This is a genomic window from Brevundimonas alba (genome assembly GCF_011927945.1).
GTDB lineage: Bacteria > Pseudomonadota > Alphaproteobacteria > Caulobacterales > Caulobacteraceae > Brevundimonas > Brevundimonas alba.
Genome location: NZ_JAATJM010000002.1, coordinates 787,236 through 804,421 on the forward strand (window position 1 = coordinate 787,236; position 17,186 = coordinate 804,421).

The following is a 17,186-nucleotide window of genomic DNA, read 5'->3' on the forward strand; positions in this document are numbered from 1 at the left end:
CGGTTACGGACGTATCACGCGATACGGGAAGCCGGAAGGCGCGGGCCCCGGCGCCGCCGGAGCCCCTCGGACGATCAGATGTCGTCGTCTTCCTTGAGCAGGTCTTCCTTGGTGATCTTGCTGTCGGTCACCTTGGCCTGATCGAAGATCAGGTCGCAGACCTTCTCCTCATAGATCGGCGCGCGCATCTGGGCGGCGGCGTTCGGGTTCTGGCGGTAGAAGTCCAGCACCTGACGCTCCTGGCCCGGATAGTTGCGGGCCTCGGTCATGATGGCGTTGTTCAGCTCCTGATCGGTGACCTGCACATTGTTGGCGCGGCCGATCTCGGCGAGCACCAGACCCAGGCGCACGCGGCGCTCGGCGATCTTGCGGTACTCTTCCTTGAGCTTCTTCTCGGACTTCTTGGCGTCCTCTTCCGGCAGGCGGCCGGCTTCCTTGTCGGCCTGCACCTGACCCCAGATGCCGTCGAACTCGGCGTCGACCATCTTGGGCGGCAGATCGAAGCTGTGAGCCTTGTCCAGCTCGTCCAGCAGGGCGCGCTTCAGCTTGAACCGGGCGGCGCCCTTGTACTGCTGGTTCAGGTTGTCGCGCAGCAGCTCCTTGAGCTTGTCCAGCGAGTCCAGACCGATGCGCTTGGCGAAGTCCTCGTCGACCTTGGCGGGAGCCTCGGCCTTGATGGCCTTGACGGTGACGTCGAACGTCACGGCCTTGCCGGCCAGATGGGCCGCTTGATAGTCCTCGGGGAAGGTCACGTTCAGAACCTTCTCCTCGCCGACCTTGGCGCCCTTCAGCTGCTCTTCGAAGCCCGGGATGAATCGGTTCGAACCGATCACCAGCTGGGCGTCCTCGGCCGCGCCGCCCTCGAACGGCTCGCCGTCCAGCTTGCCCAGGAAGTCGATCGTGACCTCGTCGCCCTCGGCGGCCTTCACGGTCTTGCCGGTCTTGTCCTCATAGGTCTTGGCCTGACCGGCCAGTTCGTTCAGCGCCTCTTCGAGGTCGGCGTCGGTCGCCTCATAGGTCGGGCGCTTCAGCTTCAGCGTCTTGATGTCGACCGGGGTAAAGTCCGGCATCACTTCCAGCGACATCTCGTAGGCGAGGTCCTCGCCGCCCGTCAGGACCTTGTCCATGTCCGAAGTCAGCTTCATCTCGGCCGGGGCGGCGGGGCGCACCTTGGCCTCGTCCAAGGCCTTCTGGCTCGAGGTGTTCAGCGCCTCGTTGACGATTTCGCCCATCAGGTCGCGGCCGAAGGTCTTCTTGACGTGCGACGTCGGCACCTTGCCCGGACGGAAGCCCTTCAGCTTCATCTGCGGCGCGACTTCCTTGAGCTTCGCGTCCAGCTTCTGGTTCAGCTCGGCGGCCGGAATGGTCACCGCGATCACGCGGCTGAGGCCTTCGTTGGACTTTTCGACGACTTGCATGGTCGGGATTCTGACGCTCTGGGGCGGCGCCCCGGGAGTGGGCGCGGCGCGATGTGGGTAAAGCAATAAGGGCCGCCCTTTCGAGGCGGCGCCTTTGAAGCCCGCCCTTATGTCGATGACCGCCCGAAAGGTCAACGTGAGAGGCGCCACGGCTCCGGTTTCACCCGTGGGCGAAGCCCGCTATCTGATCGCCATGGATCAGTCCCCTCCCCCGATCGGCGTCGCCATCTTTCCGGTGACGCCGCTGCAGCAGAACTGCACCCTCGTCTGGTGCCGCAAGACGCTGAAGGCGGCGATCATCGATCCCGGCGCCTCGGTCGACGGCCTGCTCGGAGCCGTGGCCCAACAGGGGCTGACGCTGGACGCCATCTGGATCACCCACGGCCATCTCGATCACGCCGGCGGCGCGGCCGAGATGCAGGAAAAGACCGGACTGGACATCATCGGACCGCACCCGGACGATCAGTTCTGGATCGACGGCATTCCGCAGCAGGGCCAAGTGTACGGCCTGCCGGACGCGCGCAGCTTCACCCCGACCCGCTGGCTGGCCGATGGCGACGTGCTCACGCTCGGCGAGACGACATGGGAAGTCTTCCACTGTCCCGGCCACACGCCCGGCCACGTGATCTTCTTCAACCGCGAGGCGCGCTTCGCCCAGGTCGGCGACGTACTGTTCCAGGGCTCGATCGGCCGCACCGACTTCCCGCGCAGCGACCATGCGTCCCTGCTGAACGCCATCACGACCAAGCTGTGGCCGCTTGGGGACGATATCACCTTCGTGCCCGGGCACGGCCCCACGTCCACGTTCGGAGCGGAGCGGCGAACCAATCCCTTCGTCTCGGACGAGGCGATGCGGCGGGCCCCGATCGCGCGGCCCGCCAGCGGCCCCTCCTGACGATGGGCTAGCGGGCGATCAGCATCCCGATGACCACGCCGAGCCCCAGCGCGTAGAGCGTCGCCTTGACCGGCTCCTGCTCCACGGCCTGACGCATCCGCTCGGCGCGCGTCCGGCCCCAGTCCCGGGCCGCCATGGCGTCTTCGCGCACGGCGTCGTGGATGGGTCGGGGACCGAAGGCTGCGGCCTCGCCTTCCGCCAGTATGGCGTCCGCTTCCTGCTGCAGCCGGGCCGAAGTCTCGTCCATGTCGTCGTCGATGTCCTCGGGAGAGGTCGGGCCGGTGTAGGTGGTGTCCGTCATGGCTGGCTCCTGAAGGGGTCGGGGAGGAGGCTGTTCAATCCCCGCGCACCAACCGGGTTCCGGCGAGAGCGCCCGCCGTCGCGATCGTGATTGAACAGGCCCTCCCGCCCGGCGTTCACAGGACCGGAAGGACGCCGTCATGACCTATATCGAACCCACCACGCCCGGAACGCCGCAGCCGGACATCCAGCCCCCGGACATGCCGCAACCCGACATCGACCCGGGCTCCATGCCCGACGAAATCCCGCAACTCGATCCCGGCGGCGGTGATCAGGGCGACTCGCGGCCGTACGGCGGAAGCGGCGCCTGAAGATGCGAAACCCTCTGATTCGCTCGCGTTTCTGTGAGGTGGGGGTCGGAACCGGACGGCGGCGCGTGGGTTCAGTCTGCAACCTCGACCGTCGGCGTGAAAGGACATTGCAATGGCTTTAGGTCAGCCCACCCGAGCCTCTGGCGTTTCCAAACGGGGCTTCGCTTCCATGGACCCCGAACGGCAGCGGGAGATCGCGCGCAAGGGCGGCGCCAGCGTGCCCAGCGAGAAGCGCAGCTTCTCGCAAGACCGCAGCTTGGCCGCACAGGCCGGCCGCAAGGGCGGCGAGGCCTCGCACGGGTCGCGCAACAAGGACGACCGCTCCGCCGGCTGAGCGAAGCGACGTTCGCAACCACATTGGGCGGCGTCTGCGGACGCCGCCTTTTGCGTGTCAGGCCTCCAGCAGCGCCAGCGCCACCGACGGCTCCGGCCCCGTCTCGAACGCAGCGACGGTCCACCCCGAAGCCGCCGCCAATCCGCGTACCGACGCTTCGGTGAATTTGCGCGAGTTCTCGGTATGGATGGTTTCGCCCTTCCGGAACGAGATCGTCCGCCCATCGATCTCCACCTCCATATCGCGCGTGGCCTCCAGATGCATTTCCATCCGTGAGTCAGCGGCGTTCCACACCGCGCGATGGACGAAGCTGTCGACGTCAAAGCCCGCCTTGAGTTCACGGTTGGCCCGAACCAGCAGATTGCGGTTGAAGGCCGCAGTCACACCGGCCGCATCGTCATAGGCGGCGACCAGCACCTCCGGCGACTTCACCAGATCGACGCCGAGAATGAACAGGGCGCCCTCGCCCAGCTGCAGCCGGGCCGCCCTCAGGAAGGCCTCGGCCTCGCGGTGCTCCAGATTGCCGAGCGTGGAGCCGGGGAAGAAGCCGATCCGCCGCCCTCCGCCGATCTCCTCCGGCAGGGCCGCCAGATGCTGGAAGTCCCCGACCAGCGGCGCGACCTTCAGTGCCGGATAGCTTTCGGCGATCCGCGCGGCCGCGGCGTTCAGGGCGTCGGCGCTGATATCGATGGGGACGTAGGCCGCAAGGTCCGGAGCGGCGTCGAGCACGATCCGGGTCTTCTCGCTAGCTCCGGAGCCGAACTCGACCAAAGCGGCGCCGGCTCCGAAGCGGGCCGCCCACGCCGGCGCGATCCGGCGCAGCAGCGCCGCCTCCTGCCGCGTCGGATAGTATTCCGGCAGCCGGGTGATCTCCTCGAACAGGCGAGAGCCTTCAGCGTCGTAGAACCATTTCGGCGAGGCGGTCTTCGGCGACTTGCCCAGCCCGGCGACCAGATCGCGGCGGAAGCGGGCGGTCTCGCCGTCGGTGCAGGCGCGCGCCGGCGCCGGGGGCAGATCCTCGGCCAGTCTCAGTCCCATGAACGCCCACCTTTGATGCGGATAGAAGAAGTTCCGGTAGCTGACCCGCCCATGGCCCTCCGGCGTCGCCCAGGACGACCCGCGCAGCACCATCTGATTGGCCATGAACTTGCCGTTGTATTCAGACGCGGTTCCATCGGTCGGTCTGAAGCCCCGATATGGGGCGTAACTGCTCGACGTCCACTGCCAGACCTCGCCAAAAGCGTTGGAGAAGACCTCGGGGCGGCTGCGCGCCGCGTGCTCCCACTCCGCCTCGGTCGGCAGACGGCGGCCTGACCAGCGAGCATAGGCGTCGGCCTCGTAGAAGCTGACGTGCCGCACCGGAGCCGCCGCATCGACCGGCCGCCGTCCTGCCAGCGTCATCACGGTCCAGCCGCCGTCGCCGCCGCGCCAGTACAGCGGCGCCGTCCAGCCTTCCGCCTTCACCGTGGCCCAGCCGTCGGACAGCCACAGCTCCGGCCGGTCATAGCCGCCGTCCTCGATGAACCGAAGCCAGTCGCCGTTGCTGACCAGATCGTGATCCAGACCATAGGGCTCCAGCCACTGCTGGTGCGCCGGGCCCTCGTTGTCGAAGGCGAAGCCCGCGCCTTCGTGCCCGATCCGGACCAGCCCGCCCTCGAACCGGGTCATGCCCCCGAGCGGCTGTCCGGCTGGCGACCGCCGCGGCTCCTCGTCATAGGCCGCAGGGTCGAGCGGCGACTTCGCCATCAGGTTCAGCAGGTCCATCAGGAACAGTTCCTGATGCTGCTGGTCGTGATGCAGGCCGAGGGTGAACAGATAGGCCTGCCGCGCATCCGGCTTCACCCGCTCAAGCCACGCCTCCATCCGGGCATCGATCTCGCGCCGGTAGGCCAGCACCTCGTCCAGCAACGGCCGGGTCATCAGCCCTCGCTCGGGCCGCTCCACCCGCTGCCCCAAGGCTTCGTAGTAGCTGTTGAACAGGGTCTGGAACCGCGGATCGACCGGCCGGTAGCCCGGCTCCTCGCCCAAGATCATCGCCTCGAAGAACCAGCTGGTGTGCGCCAGATGCCATTTGCCGGGGCTGCAGTCGGGCATCGACTGCGCCGCCAGGTCTTCTGCACTGAGCCCCTTGGCCAGCGCAGGCATGGCCGAACGGACCCGCCGGAACTCATCGAGCCGGCTGTCCCGCGTCGCCGAGGCCGGGCTGAATGCGCTCATGAGGACCCCTCCCTCCCGGCCAGAAAAACCGGTTCGGAACAACGGCTGCTGGTCCCGTTTTGTTCCATGCACAACGCGGGCTGTCCAGCGGAACGGTCCAGCCGAGCAGGCGTTCTGATCGCACGTCCCTGATTTACGGTGACATTCCGCTTTATTGAGAGCTTGTCAGCATGTCGCTGCCCAGTGCGCCTTTGGAGAGCCAGGAGACCGGCTCAGACGCCCCCGGCGGCATCGTCGATCGCACCGACTGGCGCGAGGCGGTAACGGCCCGTATCCCGTCGCTCCGGGCCTTCGCCTGGTCGCTGTCCCGCAACGGTGCGGACGCCGACGATCTGGTTCAGGAGACCCTGACCAAGGCCTGGACCTACCGCGAGCGGTTCGAGCCGGGCACCAACCTCCGCGCCTGGCTCTTCACCATCCTGCGGAACTCCTGGTACTCCTCCGTCGCCAAGCGCAGCCGCGAAGTGGCCGACGAGGACGGGCACCACGCCGCCCGCCTGACCGCCGAGGGCAATCAGGAATGGACGGTGGAGCTCAGCGCCCTCAAGACGGCGCTCGACGACCTGCCGCCCGAGCACCGCGAGGCCATCGTCATGGTCGGCGCCGCCGGCCTGTCCTACGAGGAAGCCGCCGAAATCGCTGGCTGCGCCCTCGGGACGATCAAAAGCCGGGTCAACCGCGCCCGCAACCGTCTGGCCGAAGCCATGGACATGCCGCGCGGCGAAGCCTGACGGTCAGTGCCGCTCGTCGGCGCTTTCCTGCCCGTCGATCAGCCGCTCGACATGGTCCGCGATCGGCGCGGGAATCCCTTCGGACTCCACCGTCTCGAAAGCGTCGCGCAAAGCCTTGTCCACCGGCGGCATATCCTGATCTCTCGGCGACTTCGACATACGCTGCCCAATCCTCTGCGGCGCACCGAAGCTGATACGGAAAAGTCGGCTTCCCGACTTTTGGTTGCGTATCAGACCCGCGAAATTGCGTCCAGAAGCTCGTCGACCGCTTCCACCGTCGTCGCCCAGGAACAGACGAAGCGGACCGAGCCGTCGTCGAACCGGTAGCAGGCCCAGCCCATGTCGTTCAGGCGCTGGTGCGCCGCCGGCGGCATGCGCACGAACACGGCGTTTGCCTCCACCGGGTGAGCCAGGATGAAGCTCGAACCCGCCAGGATTCCGTCCGCCAGCCGCTGCGCCATCAGATTGGCGTGGGCCGCCCCGTCTTCCCAGGCGCCGCTCTCCAGCAGGCCCAGGAACGGCGCCGCCAGATATCGGGCCTTGGATGCCGTCTGCCCCGCCTGCTTCAGCCGGTTGTCGATCCGCCGGGCCAGCGACTTGTCGAACATGACGATGGCCTCGGTGCAGTTCGCCCCCGCCTTGGCCCCGCCGAACACCAGCACATCGACGCCCAACCGCGCGATATTGGTCAGGTCGAACCCCGCCGCCGCCGCATTGGCCAGCCGCGCCCCGTCCATGTGCACGCCGCAGCCCTTCAGCTTCACCGGCTCGATCAGGTGGCGCAGCTCCTCCTCGGTGTAGACGGTCCCGTATTCGGTCGACTGGGTCAGGCTCAGCGCCGCCGGAGGCTGGCGATGGCCCACCTCGGGCTCCTCCAGCGCCGCGTTCAGCGTCACCAGGTCGATCTTGCCCGAAAACCCGGGCAGGCCGATCAGGCCCACGCCCGAGCCGAAGAAGCCCGGCGCGCCCGTCTCGTCCGTGCAAACATGCGCCGCATGGTGCGCCAGCACCGCCTCGTGCGGCCAGGCCAGCATCGACAGGGCGATGGCGTTCGCCGCCGTGCCCGAGAAGACGAACCGGATTTCCGCGTCCGCATCGAGCCGCCGGCGGATCTGGTCGGCGGCCCGGGCTGTGATCTCGTCGGAGCCATAGGCGCGGGCGAAGCCGTCGTTGGCCTCGATCAGCGCCTGCAGCGCCGCCGGGGCCATCCCCGCCGTATTGTCCGAACCGAAGTCGTAACGCACGACCTACCCCTCGCTGCTGTCGACATGGGCGTCGCCGGGCGACGGATCGCTGGAGGTCCGACCGTCCTCGTCGGTCTCCTTCAGCACCCGCACCACCGGCAGCACGTCCTCCGCGTCGCCATAGGGCACCGCGACCTGATGCGGGAAGGGAATTTCGACGCCGGCGGCGTCCAGCGCCTCCTTGGCGGCCTGAAGCACGTCGGCCCGCGTCTGCCAGTAGTCCTCGGATTTGGTCCACGCCTGCAGCGTCATCTCAACCGAGCTGTCCAGCAGGGCTGTCACACCTGCCCACGGAGCCGGGTCCGGCAGAATCTTGCCGTGCGCCGATGCCGCGCCGACCAGCGCCTGACGCGCCGTGTTCAGATTGTCGCCGTAGCCCACCCCGATCTTCAGCTCCATCCGCCGGGTCTTCTGGCCCGACAGGTTCATGATGGTGTCGCCGAACACCTTCGAGTTGGGCACCACAATCTTCACGTTGTTGGCGTCGGACATCTGGGTCATGAACAGGTCCAGCCGCTGCACCTTGCCGACCCGCCCGCCGACGTCGATCAGGTCGCCCACGCGATAGGGCCGCAGGATCAGCAGCATCACCCCCGCCGCCACATTCGACAGCGTGCCCTGCAGGGCCAGTCCGACCGCCAATGAGGCGGCGCCCAGAACGGCGATGATCGAGGTGGTCTGCACGCCCAGCCGCTGCAGCACGGCGATGAAGCCGATGATCAGCACCAGCACCCGCACCACCTGCACGGCGAAGCTGAGCACCGTCGGGTCGTGGCGGAAGCCGCGCACCTTCGACAGCGCCCGGCGGGTCAGCCGCGAGGCCCAGCGCGAGGCGAACACCGTCACCACGAGGATCAGCAGGGCGACGGCCAGGTTGATGGCGAAGTCGCCGGCCATGTCCGTCAACTTGGTGATCATGGCCGCGTCGACGGCGGCGGCCTTCTGTCCGGCGGCGACGACATTGGTGAGAGGCAGGGGCAGGCTCGACATGCGGCGGGTCTAACGCGCGCGCCGCGGATTGGAACCCCGGCGGAGCCGTAAATGTCTTCGGGCGTTCATCGCTGGATTGTCTTCGCCACCCAAGGGGCAAAGGCTCGGGGCACTGTCACGCGGGGGGACTATGAAGAAATCGGCTCTGGCTGTCGGCGTGGATGTGCCGTGGGTGACCAGCTGGACGGAAGAGACCGTCATCGGCGTCCGGCCCTGCGCCACTGTCGCCGGCCGTCCCGCCCTCGTGCAGACGGACGCGGCGGGTTTCGGTCGGCCCCAGTATTCGCAGAACCACCTCGTTCGTCAGCGCCAGACGGTTCTTCGCATGCTCTGCCCCATGTGCGGTCAGCCGACCCAAGCAGGCGACCGCTGGACCCAGGTGGCGCGCCAGACGCCGGCCGGACTGCTGCGCCGGGCGGGCAAGGCGGTGGGCCTGTCGCGTGACATCGAGGATCGGCGTGTCGTGATCGACGCCGGCTCCATCGCCCCGCTGCACAAGGCCTGCGTGGACCGCTCCCTCCGCTATTGCCCCCACCTCAAGGCCGATCCGAACGTCAACGTGATGCCCTTCCCCGCCCAATGGACCGTCCTGCCCCTCCTCATCGAGGCGGCTCCGATGCTTGAGACGGGTGAACTGGCAGGCGCCGCCGTTCTGGTGGTCACCTTCCTCCAGCTTGTGGGGATCACCGGCCGGACGGACCGCGACTGGCGGTTCCGCAAAGCGCCGCGAGAGCCTCAGCCTGCCAGCTGAGCGACCCGCCCGCCGCCGCTCTCCAGCGCGTCGAGCAGATCCATCACATCGTCCAGCGTGTTCGCCTCGCGCGCCGGCTTGTCCCAGCGGATGCGGCTGACGCGCGGAAACCGCATCGCCACTCCGGATTTGTGGCGCGTCGACCGATTCAGCCCTTCGAAGGCGATCTCCAGCACCAGGCCGAAATCGCGCTCCGCCCGCACCGAGCGCACCGGTCCGAAGCGCTCGACCGTGTGGTCCCGCACGAACTTGTCGAGCTGTTTCAGCTCTTCGTCGGTGAAGCCGAAATAGGCCTTGCCCACCGGCGTCAGCGCCCCCTCCTCGGTCCAGACGCCGAAGGTGTAGTCCGAATAGAAGCTGGACCGCTTCCCGTGCCCGCGCTGGGCGTACATCAACACCGCGTCGATGACGTGCGGATCGCGCTTCCACTTGAACCACGGCCCCTTCGGACGGCCGGCGACATAGGGGCTGTCCCAGCGCTTGAGCATAAGCCCCTCGGCTGCCGCCCCGACCGGCGGGTCGGCGCGCAGGACCGCCAGTTCCTCCCAGTTCGCATGGGGCACGACCGGTGAGAGATGCAGCCGCGCCCCTCCCCCGCCCGATACCAACGCCTCCAGCCGGACCCTGCGATCGCGCAGCGGCAGCGGCCGCAGGTCCTCGCCGCCCTCGGCCAGCAGATCATAGGCGACGATGGCGGCGGGGAAGGCGTCCATCATCTTCGCATCCACGGTCTTGCGGTTCAGCCGCTGCTGCAGGTCTCCGAACGGAGCCACCCCGCCGTCCCGCCACACCACCAGTTCGCCGTCGACGGCGCCCTCAAACGCCAACCCCGTCATCACGTCCGGAAAGGCGCCCGATATCTCGTCTCCCGTCCGGGAATAGAGTTTGGCCGTCCCGCCCTCCAGCACCGCCTGCACACGGATCCCGTCCCATTTCCATTCAGCGGCGTAGTCATCGGGGTCCAGCTTCGCGAAATCCACCGCCTCGTCGATCGCGACCGCCAGCATGACGGGTCGAAACCGCCCGGGCGCGTCGCCGCTGGGCTTGTCCGCCCGCCCCTCAAGCCAGGCGAACAGGTCGGCGTAGGGGGGCGACAGGGCGTGCCAGATTTCCTCGATGTCGGACGCCTCGACCGGCTCCAGCGCCCGGGTCGTCTCCCCGCCCTCGGGATCGGGCGGCTCGCTGACGGCGTCCGGACGCATCATAGCCGCCGCGGTCTTGGCGAGCCGGGCGGACAGGCCAACGCGCAACGCGCCGGTCATCAGTTTCAGAAGCGCCCACCGTCCCTTGGGTTCCAGCGCATCCAGCCAGCCTTCCAGCAGGCCTGCCACCTCGCCGCGCGAGGCGGTGCGCAGGGCCTCGACCACCTCTCCCAGTTCCGGCTCGCGGTTGGCCCGATAGTTTGGGTCGCGCGGCCAGATCAGCGCCACCGTCTCGGCCATATCGCCGACGTAGTCATGCGACCAGCCGAACAGGACCGGGTCGACCCGCGCCTCCACCGCCTTGCGGATCATCGCCGGCTTGGCCGCGTCGAACGTCAGATCGCCGGTCAACGACGCCAGCGCCCAGCCGCGGTCCGGGTCCGGCGTGGTCCGCAGATAATCGCGCAGCAGCACCAGCTTCGCGTTGCGCGAGGCCGTCAGCGACAGGCGGTCCAGCAGTTCGGCGAAGGCGCGCATTCCGTCTTCAAACGCGAAAACGCCCCGGAAGTCTCCTTCCGGGGCGCAGTCGCTGTCTCTGATCGGCCTCAAGCAGCGCGAAGCGCGTTAGGCCTACTCAGATGCCTTAGTTAAACAGGCCCGCGATGACGGCGGTGATCAGGCCGGTGGCGACGGCGGTGAGGACCACGTCATTGCCGCTGCGGACGTAGTGGTAGCCGCGGGGCGGCTGACGCAGGCCGTAACGGCCGTAGTCGCTCACGACGTACTGGTTCGAGCGGTAGTAGGACGGCATGCGCTGGCCGTAGCTCCACTGACGGACCGCATAGCCGCGGGGCGCTTGGTAGCGGCCGGCGTTGTAGCGGCGTTGCGCCTGCTGCCATTGGGCGTAGGCCCGTTGGTTCTGACGCGCATCGCGGCGGTCTTCGCGTTGGTCCTGACGCCATTCGCGGCGATCATTGCGGTCGTCGCGACGATCGTCACGACGGTCTTGGCGCTGTTCGTAGTTGCCGCGCGACTGAGCTTCGGCGGCGGAAGCCACGCCAAGCGAGGTCATCGCGAGGGTGGCGGCAAGGGCGGCGGTGAGAGCCTTCTTCATGGGGTGTCTCCGGGTGCGGCCGAACGATTTCGACTTGCCCGCACTCTGGACTCCGCCCCTTGAGCCGCATCTGAACGGGCCTGCTCACCTGTCGTTCAGATCACCGTCGCGTTTCGAACGCGATTGCCGTCTCGCTATCAGGCCGCCTGGGCCTGCTCGACGCCGATCATGGCTCGCAGGGCGGCCCGGCCTCCGCCGACGCGGTTCATGACCTGGGCCAGGGCGGCGAAGTCGATCGGCTTGTTCAGATAGGCGTCGGCGCCCGCGTCCAGGCCCGCTTCGTGATCCTCGGTCCGCGCCGAGGCCGACAGGACGACGATCGGCGTCTCGGCATTGGCGCCGTCGCCGGCCCGGATGCCCCGCGTGGCGGTCAGGCCGTCCATCACCGGCATGTTCACGTCCATGACGATCAGGTCGAACTTCTGGCCCTCGGCCATCTCAAGGGCGATCTGCCCGTTCTCGGCGGTCGAAGAGCTATGCCCCGCCGAACTCATCCAGGCCTCGAGGATCATGCGGTTGACCGGGTGGTCCTCGACGACCAGCACGCTGAGGGCGCGGCCGTCCTCGATCTCGGCGGCGATGGGCGCGGCGGCTTCCTCGCGCGACCATTCCACGACGTCGGCCTCGACGCTGAAGGTGAAGGTCGATCCCTCCCCGACCGTCGATTGCACCGTGATGTCGCCGCCCATGATGTTGGCCATGCGCCGCGAAATCGTCAGGCCGAGGCCCGTGCCGCCGAAACGGCGCGTCGACGAGGCGTCGACCTGGGTGAAGGGCTGGAACAGCCGCGCCAGATCCTCGGGCGAAATCCCCGCGCCGGAATCCCGGACCGCGAAGTCGAAGCGAACCCGATCGTCAGCCAGCCGCTCGGAGCGGACCGTATAGGTGACGTCGCCCGCGTCGGTGAACTTCACCGCATTGGACAGCAGGTTGTGGATCACCTGGCAGACGCGCAGCGGATCGCCGCGCACAACCGCGGGCGCATCGCCCTCGAAATGAGCCGAGAAGGTCAGGCCCTTGGCTTCCGCCTGGGCCTGGAAGGGTCCGGTGACCCGCTTGTGCAAATCCTCGACCGAGACGTCGACCATTTCGAAGGTCATCTTGCCGGCCTCGATCTTGGTCATGTCGAGGATGTCGTTCAGCAGGCTCAGGAGATTGTCGCCCGAGTTGCGGATGATCGACAGATATTCGCGCTGCGTCGGCTCCAGCCGGGTCGCGCCCAGTAGCTGGGCCGCGCCGAGGACGCCGTTCATCGGCGTGCGCAGCTCGTGAGAAATAACGCCAAGGAAGCTCGACTTGGCCTCGCTGGCCGCATTGGCGCGGTCGCGGGCGGACTCCAGTTCCTCGATCAGATGGGCCTGATGCTCCTGGAAGGCGCGGATCCGTTCCTCCCGCAGCATGGTCATCAGCACCAGCACGATCAGACCGGCGGCCGTGAACGGCACCGTGCCGACGAAGGCCCAGAACAGGTCCGTGCCCCACAGAGACATGGCGATCGCCGCCGCGGCGACGCTGTACGGCGACGAAATGACCACCGCCTGCTTCGGCGAGCTGCGCAGCTGGGCGAACACCAGCACATAGCCGGACACCAGCAGGGTCATGGCCAGAGGCTGTCCGAACGGATGCCCCGAGAACCACGCCATCAGCGGCGCGGTGGCCCATGCGGCGGTGGTGGCGGTGGCTACCGCCGGGAAGATCAGGCCCCAGCCCGCGCCCACGCGCTCGCTGATGCGCTTCTCGACCGCCCCCCGCAGCGCCCCGGCCGCGATCGTGCCGCAGAACCACAGGATCGCAGGCATCGGCCCGACGACCGCGAGCAGGCCCACGGCCCAGCTCGAAATGATCATATAGCGGAGGTACTGGGTCTGCAGGATCGCGCGCAGGGCCTGGGCCGCTTCGCCGGAACCCGGTTCGCCGGTAACCGGCTTCGTGATTCCGTCGGATTCGACCATTGCGCGCCCCGGCTCCCAAACAATCCCGGGCGAACGCTATGGGCAAGTCTCTAAGACGAGGTGAACGCTGACGCTGTCCGGTGACAGCGTTCGCGGAGCGCCGCGGTCAGGCCTGCGAGGCTTCCGCAGGCGTCAGGGCCCGGATCGACAGGGCGTGCACCGGTCCCGCCAGTTCCTCGCGCAGCAGGGCGTTGACTGCTCGCTGACGTTGCACCCGCCCCTGCCCTTCGAAGGCCGCAGACACCACGGTCACGTTGAAGTGGCTCTCGCCCCCGGCCCGTCCGTCGACCCCGCCTTCGTGGTGGTGCCCGGCGTGCCGGCCGCTGTCGTCCTCTATCTCCAGAGCCGCCGGCGACAGTCCCGCCGTCAGTTTTTCGCGAATAATCGTCGCGATCGGGCCTTCCGGCATGCGCTTGTCCTTGTTGGTGACCAATTCGACCCTACACTTCGTGCGATGTCATCCGCCTTTCAATACAAGCCGCGCTTCAAGGATATGCGGATCAAGCCGCCCAAGCCCGAGGAGGAGGCGGCGGAAGCCGACGTCCTGCACCTCAAGCCGGGCGAGAAGCCGTGCCAGTGGCCCGAGTGCCGCGCCGCCGCCACGGCCCGCGCGCCCAAGTCCCGCGAGCGGCTGAACGACTTCTACGACTTCTGTCAGCGCCACGCGGGCGAGTACAACAAGGGCTGGAATTTCTACGCCGGCATGTCGGAGGGCGAGGTCCGCGCGGCGCAGGAAGACGAGGCCATGACCGGCGGTCGTCCGACCTGGGAGATGAAGGCCGGCAAATTCACCCGCGAGGCCGCCGCCTTCGCCTCCAAGCTCGGCACGTCGAACACCACCGGCGCCGGCAGCTGGCGCGACAGCTTCGGCCTGTTCGGCCGCCGTATGAAGGAGCAGGCCGGTCCCGGCGGCGAGGACGACCTGCGCATCGGCAAGCTGGAGCGCGCCGCCCTCGCCGACCTCGGCCTCGACGCCCGTACCGACAAGAAGGCCATCAAGGTGCGCTATCACGAGCTGCTGAAACGCTTCCACCCCGATCTGAACAAGGGCGACCGCGGCGCCGAGGCCAAGCTGCAGAACGTCATCAAGGCCTACAAGACGCTGAAGAAGGCCGGTCTGGCCTAGCGCCACCGCGCTTAATGCCTAGCTATGGCCTCCCCTAGCAGGAGACCCGCCATGGAAGTCCTCTACCGCGCCCACGCCACCGCCTCGGGCGGCGGCCGTGACGAAGGCCGTTCCGCCACCGACGACGGCAAGATCGACGTCCGCCTGTCCGTCCCGACCGAGATGGGCGGCAAGGGCGGCGACGGGACCAACCCGGAACAGCTTTTCGCCACCGGCTACGCCGCCTGCTACCTCGGCGCCCTGCGGCTGGTCTCCGGCAAGGCCGGAACCCCGGTCGGCCCCGATACGAAAGTCTCCGCCGGCATCGGCTTCGGCAAGAACACCCGCGGCGAAGGCTTCAATCTGGACGTCGAGCTGACCGTCACCGATCACGGCCTCGACCAGTCCGTCATCGACGACCTGATCCAGAAGGCCCATCAGGTCTGCCCCTACTCCAACGCGACCCGCGGCAACGTCGACGTCAAGCTGACCGCGGCCTAGTCCAGCGTGGTCCGGTAGCGCAGCATCGCCAGCGTCCCGACCACCAGCACGAACAGCGCCAGGGCGAACAGGCTGGGGCCGGCGTTCTCCAGCCCGACGCCCTTCAGCAGCGATCCCCGCACGACCCGCAGCAGATGGGTCACGGGGACCGTCACGCCGATCGCCTGCGCCCACTCCGGCATGCCCCGGAACGGGAACATGAAGCCCGACAGCAGGATCGACGGCAGCATGTAGAAGAAGCTCATCTGCATGGCCTGCAGCTGCGTCTTGGCGACGGTCGAGATCAGGAAACCCAGCGCCAGCGAGCCGATGATGAACAGCATCAGCCCGAGGATCAGCGCCAGCCACCCCCCGCTCATCGGCACGTCGAACAGCACCCGCGCCATCACCAGAATGACCGCCGCCTGCAGCATGCCGACCAGCACATAGGGCGCCAGCTTGCCGACCATCACCTCCAGCGGCCGCACCGGCGTCGACAGCAGGCTCTCCATCGTGCCCCGCTCGCGCTCGCGCGCCATCCCCTGCGACGTCATCATCACCAGCGTCATCGACAGGATCACGCCCAGCAGCCCCGGCACGATGTTGTAGGCTGTGATGGCTTCGGGGTTGTAGCGCCGGTGCACGACCACCTCGAAGGGCGCGCTCCCCGGCCGCCGCGCCGCCAGCGGTCCGGTCAGGTCCCGCGTCAGCGCCTGCGTGGGCAGGCTGGCCAAGGCCGCCACCGCGCCCGAGGTCGCCGACGGATCGGTGGCGTCTGCCTCGACCAGCACCTGCGCCGCATCGCCCCGCACCACCCGCTCGGTGAAGTCCGCCGGGATGATCACCGCGAACTGCACCTCGCCGCGCTCCAACGCCCGGTCCAGCTCGTGTTGGCTCCGCGCCTGCACGCTTATGTCGAAATAGCCCGAGTTGTTCATCGCCGTCAGGATCGAGCGCGAGAACGCCCCGTTGTCCTGCACCAGCACCGCCGTCGGCAGGTGCCGCGGGTCGTCGTTGATCGCATAGCCGAACAGCAGCAGCTGAACGATCGGCAGCAGCAGGATCATCGCATAGGTCAGCCGGTCGCGCGTCAGCTGCACGAACTCCTTGGACATCACCGCCCAGGTGCGGGTCAGGGACAGCATCAGGCCGCCTTCGCCTTTTCCGCGTCGATGTCGTGGATCAGCTGGATGAACACATCCTCCAGCGTCGGCCGCGTCTCGGTCCAGTTCAGGTGCGGCTGGCGATACGGCGCGATCGCCGCTTCCAGCCCTGCCCGATCACGGCCCGACACATGCAGCACGGTCCCGAAGGCCGCCGCCATCTCCACCCCCGGCCGGTCGCGCAGCTCGCGGCCCAGCCGGTCGGCGCCCGGCCCCTCGGCATGGAAGGTCACCAGCCCCGAACTGTCGATCACCTCGTCGGCCGTGCCGCGCGCCAGCGTCCGGCCGCCCATCACATAGGCGATCTCGTGACAGCGCTCGGCCTCGTCCATGTAATGGGTCGACACCAGCACCGTCATGCCCTCGGCCGCCAGGGCGTGGATCTCGTCCCAGAACGTCCGCCGCGCCTCCGGGTCCACCCCCGCGGTCGGCTCGTCCAGCAGCAGCAGGTCCGGCCCGTGCAGCGTCGCCGCCGCCAGCGCCAGCCGCTGCTTCCAGCCGCCCGACAGATTGCCCGCCAGCTGCGCCCGCCGCTCGGTCAGCCTCAGCCGGTCCAGCGCCGCCTGCACCCGCTCGCGCCGCCGGTCGAGCTCGTGCACCCGCGCCGTGAAGGTCAGGTTCTGCTCGATCGACAGGTCTTCGTAGAGCGAGAATTTCTGCGTCATATAGCCGACGCGGCGTTTGATCGCCTGCGACTGCTTCATCACGTCATAGCCCAGCACCGTGCCCTCGCCGCTGTCTGGCGTCAGCAGGCCGCACAGCATCCGCAGCGTCGTCGTCTTGCCCGCGCCGTTGGGCCCGAGGAAGCCGCAGATGCGCCCCCGCTCAACCCTGATCCCGAAATCCTTCACCGCACGCAGGGCGCCGAACGACTTGTTCAGTCCGCGCACGTCGATGACCTTCTCAGAGCCCTCCCCCTCGAGGGGGGAGGGTTGGGAGGGGGTGGAGGCAGGATGCTTCCGGGAGAGCGCTGATGGGCTCGCAGCATCACTCGACGCCGCCTCCCGCGCCATATCCGGCAACGGACTGCCACCACCCC

19 protein-coding genes are annotated in these 17,186 nt (G+C 68.1%); 7 read left to right on the plus strand and 12 right to left on the minus strand.

The window, feature by feature from the left end:
* Positions 1-74 precede the first annotated feature (74 nt).
* Entirely contained in the window at positions 75-1,418 is a 1,344-nt protein-coding gene (gene tig, locus GGQ87_RS14425; protein WP_168048908.1) for a trigger factor, read from the minus strand.
* Between the two features lie 193 nt (positions 1,419-1,611).
* Between tig and GGQ87_RS14430 the strand changes: the two genes are divergently transcribed.
* A complete protein-coding gene (locus GGQ87_RS14430; RefSeq protein ID WP_209282630.1) occupies positions 1,612-2,313 on the plus strand; it encodes an MBL fold metallo-hydrolase in 702 nt (233 codons plus the stop codon).
* A 7-nt stretch (positions 2,314-2,320) separates the two neighbouring features.
* On the opposite strand, the gene GGQ87_RS14435 is transcribed toward GGQ87_RS14430, so the two are convergent.
* Complete coding sequence (locus GGQ87_RS14435; RefSeq protein ID WP_168048912.1) at positions 2,321-2,614, minus strand: hypothetical protein; 294 nt, start codon at positions 2,612-2,614, stop codon at positions 2,321-2,323.
* A gap of 139 nt (positions 2,615-2,753) precedes the next feature.
* On the opposite strand from GGQ87_RS14435, the gene GGQ87_RS14440 reads away from it, so the two are divergent.
* Together GGQ87_RS14440 and GGQ87_RS14445 are read left to right on the plus strand one after the other, a co-directional pair.
* On the plus strand, positions 2,754-2,924 hold the full coding sequence (locus tag GGQ87_RS14440) for a hypothetical protein (RefSeq protein ID WP_168048914.1): 171 nt from the start codon (positions 2,754-2,756) through the stop codon (positions 2,922-2,924).
* 112 nt (positions 2,925-3,036) lie between these two features.
* The gene (locus GGQ87_RS14445; protein WP_168048915.1) at positions 3,037-3,258 is read left to right on the plus strand and encodes a con-10 family general stress protein; all 222 of its coding nucleotides are present in this window, start codon (positions 3,037-3,039) and stop codon (positions 3,256-3,258) included.
* 57 nt (positions 3,259-3,315) lie between these two features.
* Here the strand turns inward: GGQ87_RS14445 and egtB are convergent, their stop codons facing one another.
* Entirely contained in the window at positions 3,316-5,475 is a 2,160-nt protein-coding gene (gene egtB / locus GGQ87_RS14450; protein ID WP_168048917.1) for an ergothioneine biosynthesis protein EgtB, read from the minus strand.
* Positions 5,476-5,645: 170 nt separating this feature from the next.
* Here egtB and GGQ87_RS14455 point away from each other — a divergent pair, with 170 nt between their 5' ends.
* Positions 5,646-6,206: a sigma-70 family RNA polymerase sigma factor gene (locus GGQ87_RS14455; protein WP_168048919.1), complete on the plus strand. Its 561-nt coding sequence runs from the start codon at positions 5,646-5,648 to the stop codon at positions 6,204-6,206.
* Between the two features lie 3 nt (positions 6,207-6,209).
* Here the strand turns inward: GGQ87_RS14455 and GGQ87_RS15590 are convergent, their stop codons facing one another.
* From GGQ87_RS15590 to GGQ87_RS14465, 3 genes are all read right to left on the minus strand, one after another.
* Complete coding sequence (locus GGQ87_RS15590; protein ID WP_280644156.1) at positions 6,210-6,338, minus strand: hypothetical protein; 129 nt, start codon at positions 6,336-6,338, stop codon at positions 6,210-6,212.
* Positions 6,339-6,436: 98 nt separating this feature from the next.
* Positions 6,437-7,450 carry a beta-eliminating lyase-related protein gene (locus GGQ87_RS14460; RefSeq protein WP_168048921.1) on the minus strand — a complete coding sequence of 338 codons (1,014 nt, stop codon included), beginning with the start codon at positions 7,448-7,450 and terminating at the stop codon, positions 6,437-6,439.
* A gap of 3 nt (positions 7,451-7,453) precedes the next feature.
* The gene (locus tag GGQ87_RS14465; RefSeq protein ID WP_168048923.1) at positions 7,454-8,440 is read right to left on the minus strand and encodes a mechanosensitive ion channel family protein; all 987 of its coding nucleotides are present in this window, start codon (positions 8,438-8,440) and stop codon (positions 7,454-7,456) included.
* Between the two features lie 130 nt (positions 8,441-8,570).
* Here GGQ87_RS14465 and GGQ87_RS14470 point away from each other — a divergent pair, with 130 nt between their 5' ends.
* The gene (locus tag GGQ87_RS14470) at positions 8,571-9,191 is read left to right on the plus strand and encodes a hypothetical protein (protein WP_168048925.1); all 621 of its coding nucleotides are present in this window, start codon (positions 8,571-8,573) and stop codon (positions 9,189-9,191) included.
* Here GGQ87_RS14470 and GGQ87_RS14475 read toward each other — a convergent pair.
* The 4 genes from GGQ87_RS14475 to GGQ87_RS14490 all read right to left on the minus strand — a co-directional run bounded on the left by GGQ87_RS14475 (position 9,176) and on the right by GGQ87_RS14490 (position 13,808).
* Complete coding sequence (locus tag GGQ87_RS14475; RefSeq protein ID WP_168048927.1) at positions 9,176-10,870, minus strand: cisplatin damage response ATP-dependent DNA ligase; 1,695 nt, start codon at positions 10,868-10,870, stop codon at positions 9,176-9,178. The two genes, GGQ87_RS14470 and GGQ87_RS14475, sit on opposite strands and share 16 nt — an antisense overlap.
* Positions 10,871-10,976: 106 nt before the next feature.
* Positions 10,977-11,447 carry an RcnB family protein gene (locus GGQ87_RS14480; protein ID WP_168048929.1) on the minus strand — a complete coding sequence of 157 codons (471 nt, stop codon included), beginning with the start codon at positions 11,445-11,447 and terminating at the stop codon, positions 10,977-10,979.
* Between the two features lie 137 nt (positions 11,448-11,584).
* On the minus strand, positions 11,585-13,399 hold the full coding sequence (locus tag GGQ87_RS14485; RefSeq protein ID WP_168048931.1) for an ATP-binding protein: 1,815 nt from the start codon (positions 13,397-13,399) through the stop codon (positions 11,585-11,587).
* A 106-nt stretch (positions 13,400-13,505) separates the two neighbouring features.
* The gene (locus GGQ87_RS14490) at positions 13,506-13,808 is read right to left on the minus strand and encodes a BolA family protein (RefSeq protein WP_168048933.1); all 303 of its coding nucleotides are present in this window, start codon (positions 13,806-13,808) and stop codon (positions 13,506-13,508) included.
* A gap of 45 nt (positions 13,809-13,853) precedes the next feature.
* Between GGQ87_RS14490 and GGQ87_RS14495 the strand changes: the two genes are divergently transcribed.
* Together GGQ87_RS14495 and GGQ87_RS14500 are read left to right on the plus strand one after the other, a co-directional pair.
* Entirely contained in the window at positions 13,854-14,525 is a 672-nt protein-coding gene (locus tag GGQ87_RS14495) for a J domain-containing protein (protein ID WP_168048935.1), read from the plus strand.
* A gap of 51 nt (positions 14,526-14,576) precedes the next feature.
* A complete protein-coding gene (locus GGQ87_RS14500) occupies positions 14,577-15,005 on the plus strand; it encodes an organic hydroperoxide resistance protein (RefSeq protein WP_168048937.1) in 429 nt (142 codons plus the stop codon).
* Here the strand turns inward: GGQ87_RS14500 and GGQ87_RS14505 are convergent.
* Complete coding sequence (locus tag GGQ87_RS14505; RefSeq protein WP_168048939.1) at positions 15,002-16,129, minus strand: ABC transporter permease; 1,128 nt, start codon at positions 16,127-16,129, stop codon at positions 15,002-15,004. The genes GGQ87_RS14500 and GGQ87_RS14505 overlap by 4 nt on opposite strands.
* Positions 16,129-17,037: an ABC transporter ATP-binding protein gene (locus GGQ87_RS14510; protein ID WP_342448377.1), complete on the minus strand. Its 909-nt coding sequence runs from the start codon at positions 17,035-17,037 to the stop codon at positions 16,129-16,131. Before GGQ87_RS14510 ends, GGQ87_RS14505 begins: the two co-directional genes overlap by 1 nt.
* Positions 17,038-17,186: the final 149 nt, after the last annotated feature.

What these genes read in the sequence shown, in the direction of transcription:
- tig (WP_168048908.1), bottom strand. Translation starts at nt 1,418, where the DNA reads ATGCAAGTCGTCGAAAAGTCCAACGAAGGCCTCAGCCGCGTGATCGCG.
- GGQ87_RS14430 (WP_209282630.1), top strand. Translation starts at nt 1,612, where the DNA reads ATGGATCAGTCCCCTCCCCCGATCGGCGTCGCCATCTTTCCGGTGACG.
- GGQ87_RS14435 (WP_168048912.1), bottom strand. Translation starts at nt 2,614, where the DNA reads ATGACGGACACCACCTACACCGGCCCGACCTCTCCCGAGGACATCGAC.
- GGQ87_RS14440 (WP_168048914.1), top strand. Translation starts at nt 2,754, where the DNA reads ATGACCTATATCGAACCCACCACGCCCGGAACGCCGCAGCCGGACATC.
- GGQ87_RS14445 (WP_168048915.1), top strand. Translation starts at nt 3,037, where the DNA reads ATGGCTTTAGGTCAGCCCACCCGAGCCTCTGGCGTTTCCAAACGGGGC.
- egtB (WP_168048917.1), bottom strand. Translation starts at nt 5,475, where the DNA reads ATGAGCGCATTCAGCCCGGCCTCGGCGACGCGGGACAGCCGGCTCGAT.
- GGQ87_RS14455 (WP_168048919.1), top strand. Translation starts at nt 5,646, where the DNA reads ATGTCGCTGCCCAGTGCGCCTTTGGAGAGCCAGGAGACCGGCTCAGAC.
- GGQ87_RS15590 (WP_280644156.1), bottom strand. Translation starts at nt 6,338, where the DNA reads ATGCCGCCGGTGGACAAGGCTTTGCGCGACGCTTTCGAGACGGTGGAG.
- GGQ87_RS14465 (WP_168048923.1), bottom strand. Translation starts at nt 8,440, where the DNA reads ATGTCGAGCCTGCCCCTGCCTCTCACCAATGTCGTCGCCGCCGGACAG.
- GGQ87_RS14470 (WP_168048925.1), top strand. Translation starts at nt 8,571, where the DNA reads ATGAAGAAATCGGCTCTGGCTGTCGGCGTGGATGTGCCGTGGGTGACC.
- GGQ87_RS14475 (WP_168048927.1), bottom strand. Translation starts at nt 10,870, where the DNA reads ATGCGCGCCTTCGCCGAACTGCTGGACCGCCTGTCGCTGACGGCCTCG.
- GGQ87_RS14480 (WP_168048929.1), bottom strand. Translation starts at nt 11,447, where the DNA reads ATGAAGAAGGCTCTCACCGCCGCCCTTGCCGCCACCCTCGCGATGACC.
- GGQ87_RS14485 (WP_168048931.1), bottom strand. Translation starts at nt 13,399, where the DNA reads ATGGTCGAATCCGACGGAATCACGAAGCCGGTTACCGGCGAACCGGGT.
- GGQ87_RS14490 (WP_168048933.1), bottom strand. Translation starts at nt 13,808, where the DNA reads ATGCCGGAAGGCCCGATCGCGACGATTATTCGCGAAAAACTGACGGCG.
- GGQ87_RS14495 (WP_168048935.1), top strand. Translation starts at nt 13,854, where the DNA reads ATGTCATCCGCCTTTCAATACAAGCCGCGCTTCAAGGATATGCGGATC.
- GGQ87_RS14500 (WP_168048937.1), top strand. Translation starts at nt 14,577, where the DNA reads ATGGAAGTCCTCTACCGCGCCCACGCCACCGCCTCGGGCGGCGGCCGT.
- GGQ87_RS14505 (WP_168048939.1), bottom strand. Translation starts at nt 16,129, where the DNA reads ATGCTGTCCCTGACCCGCACCTGGGCGGTGATGTCCAAGGAGTTCGTG.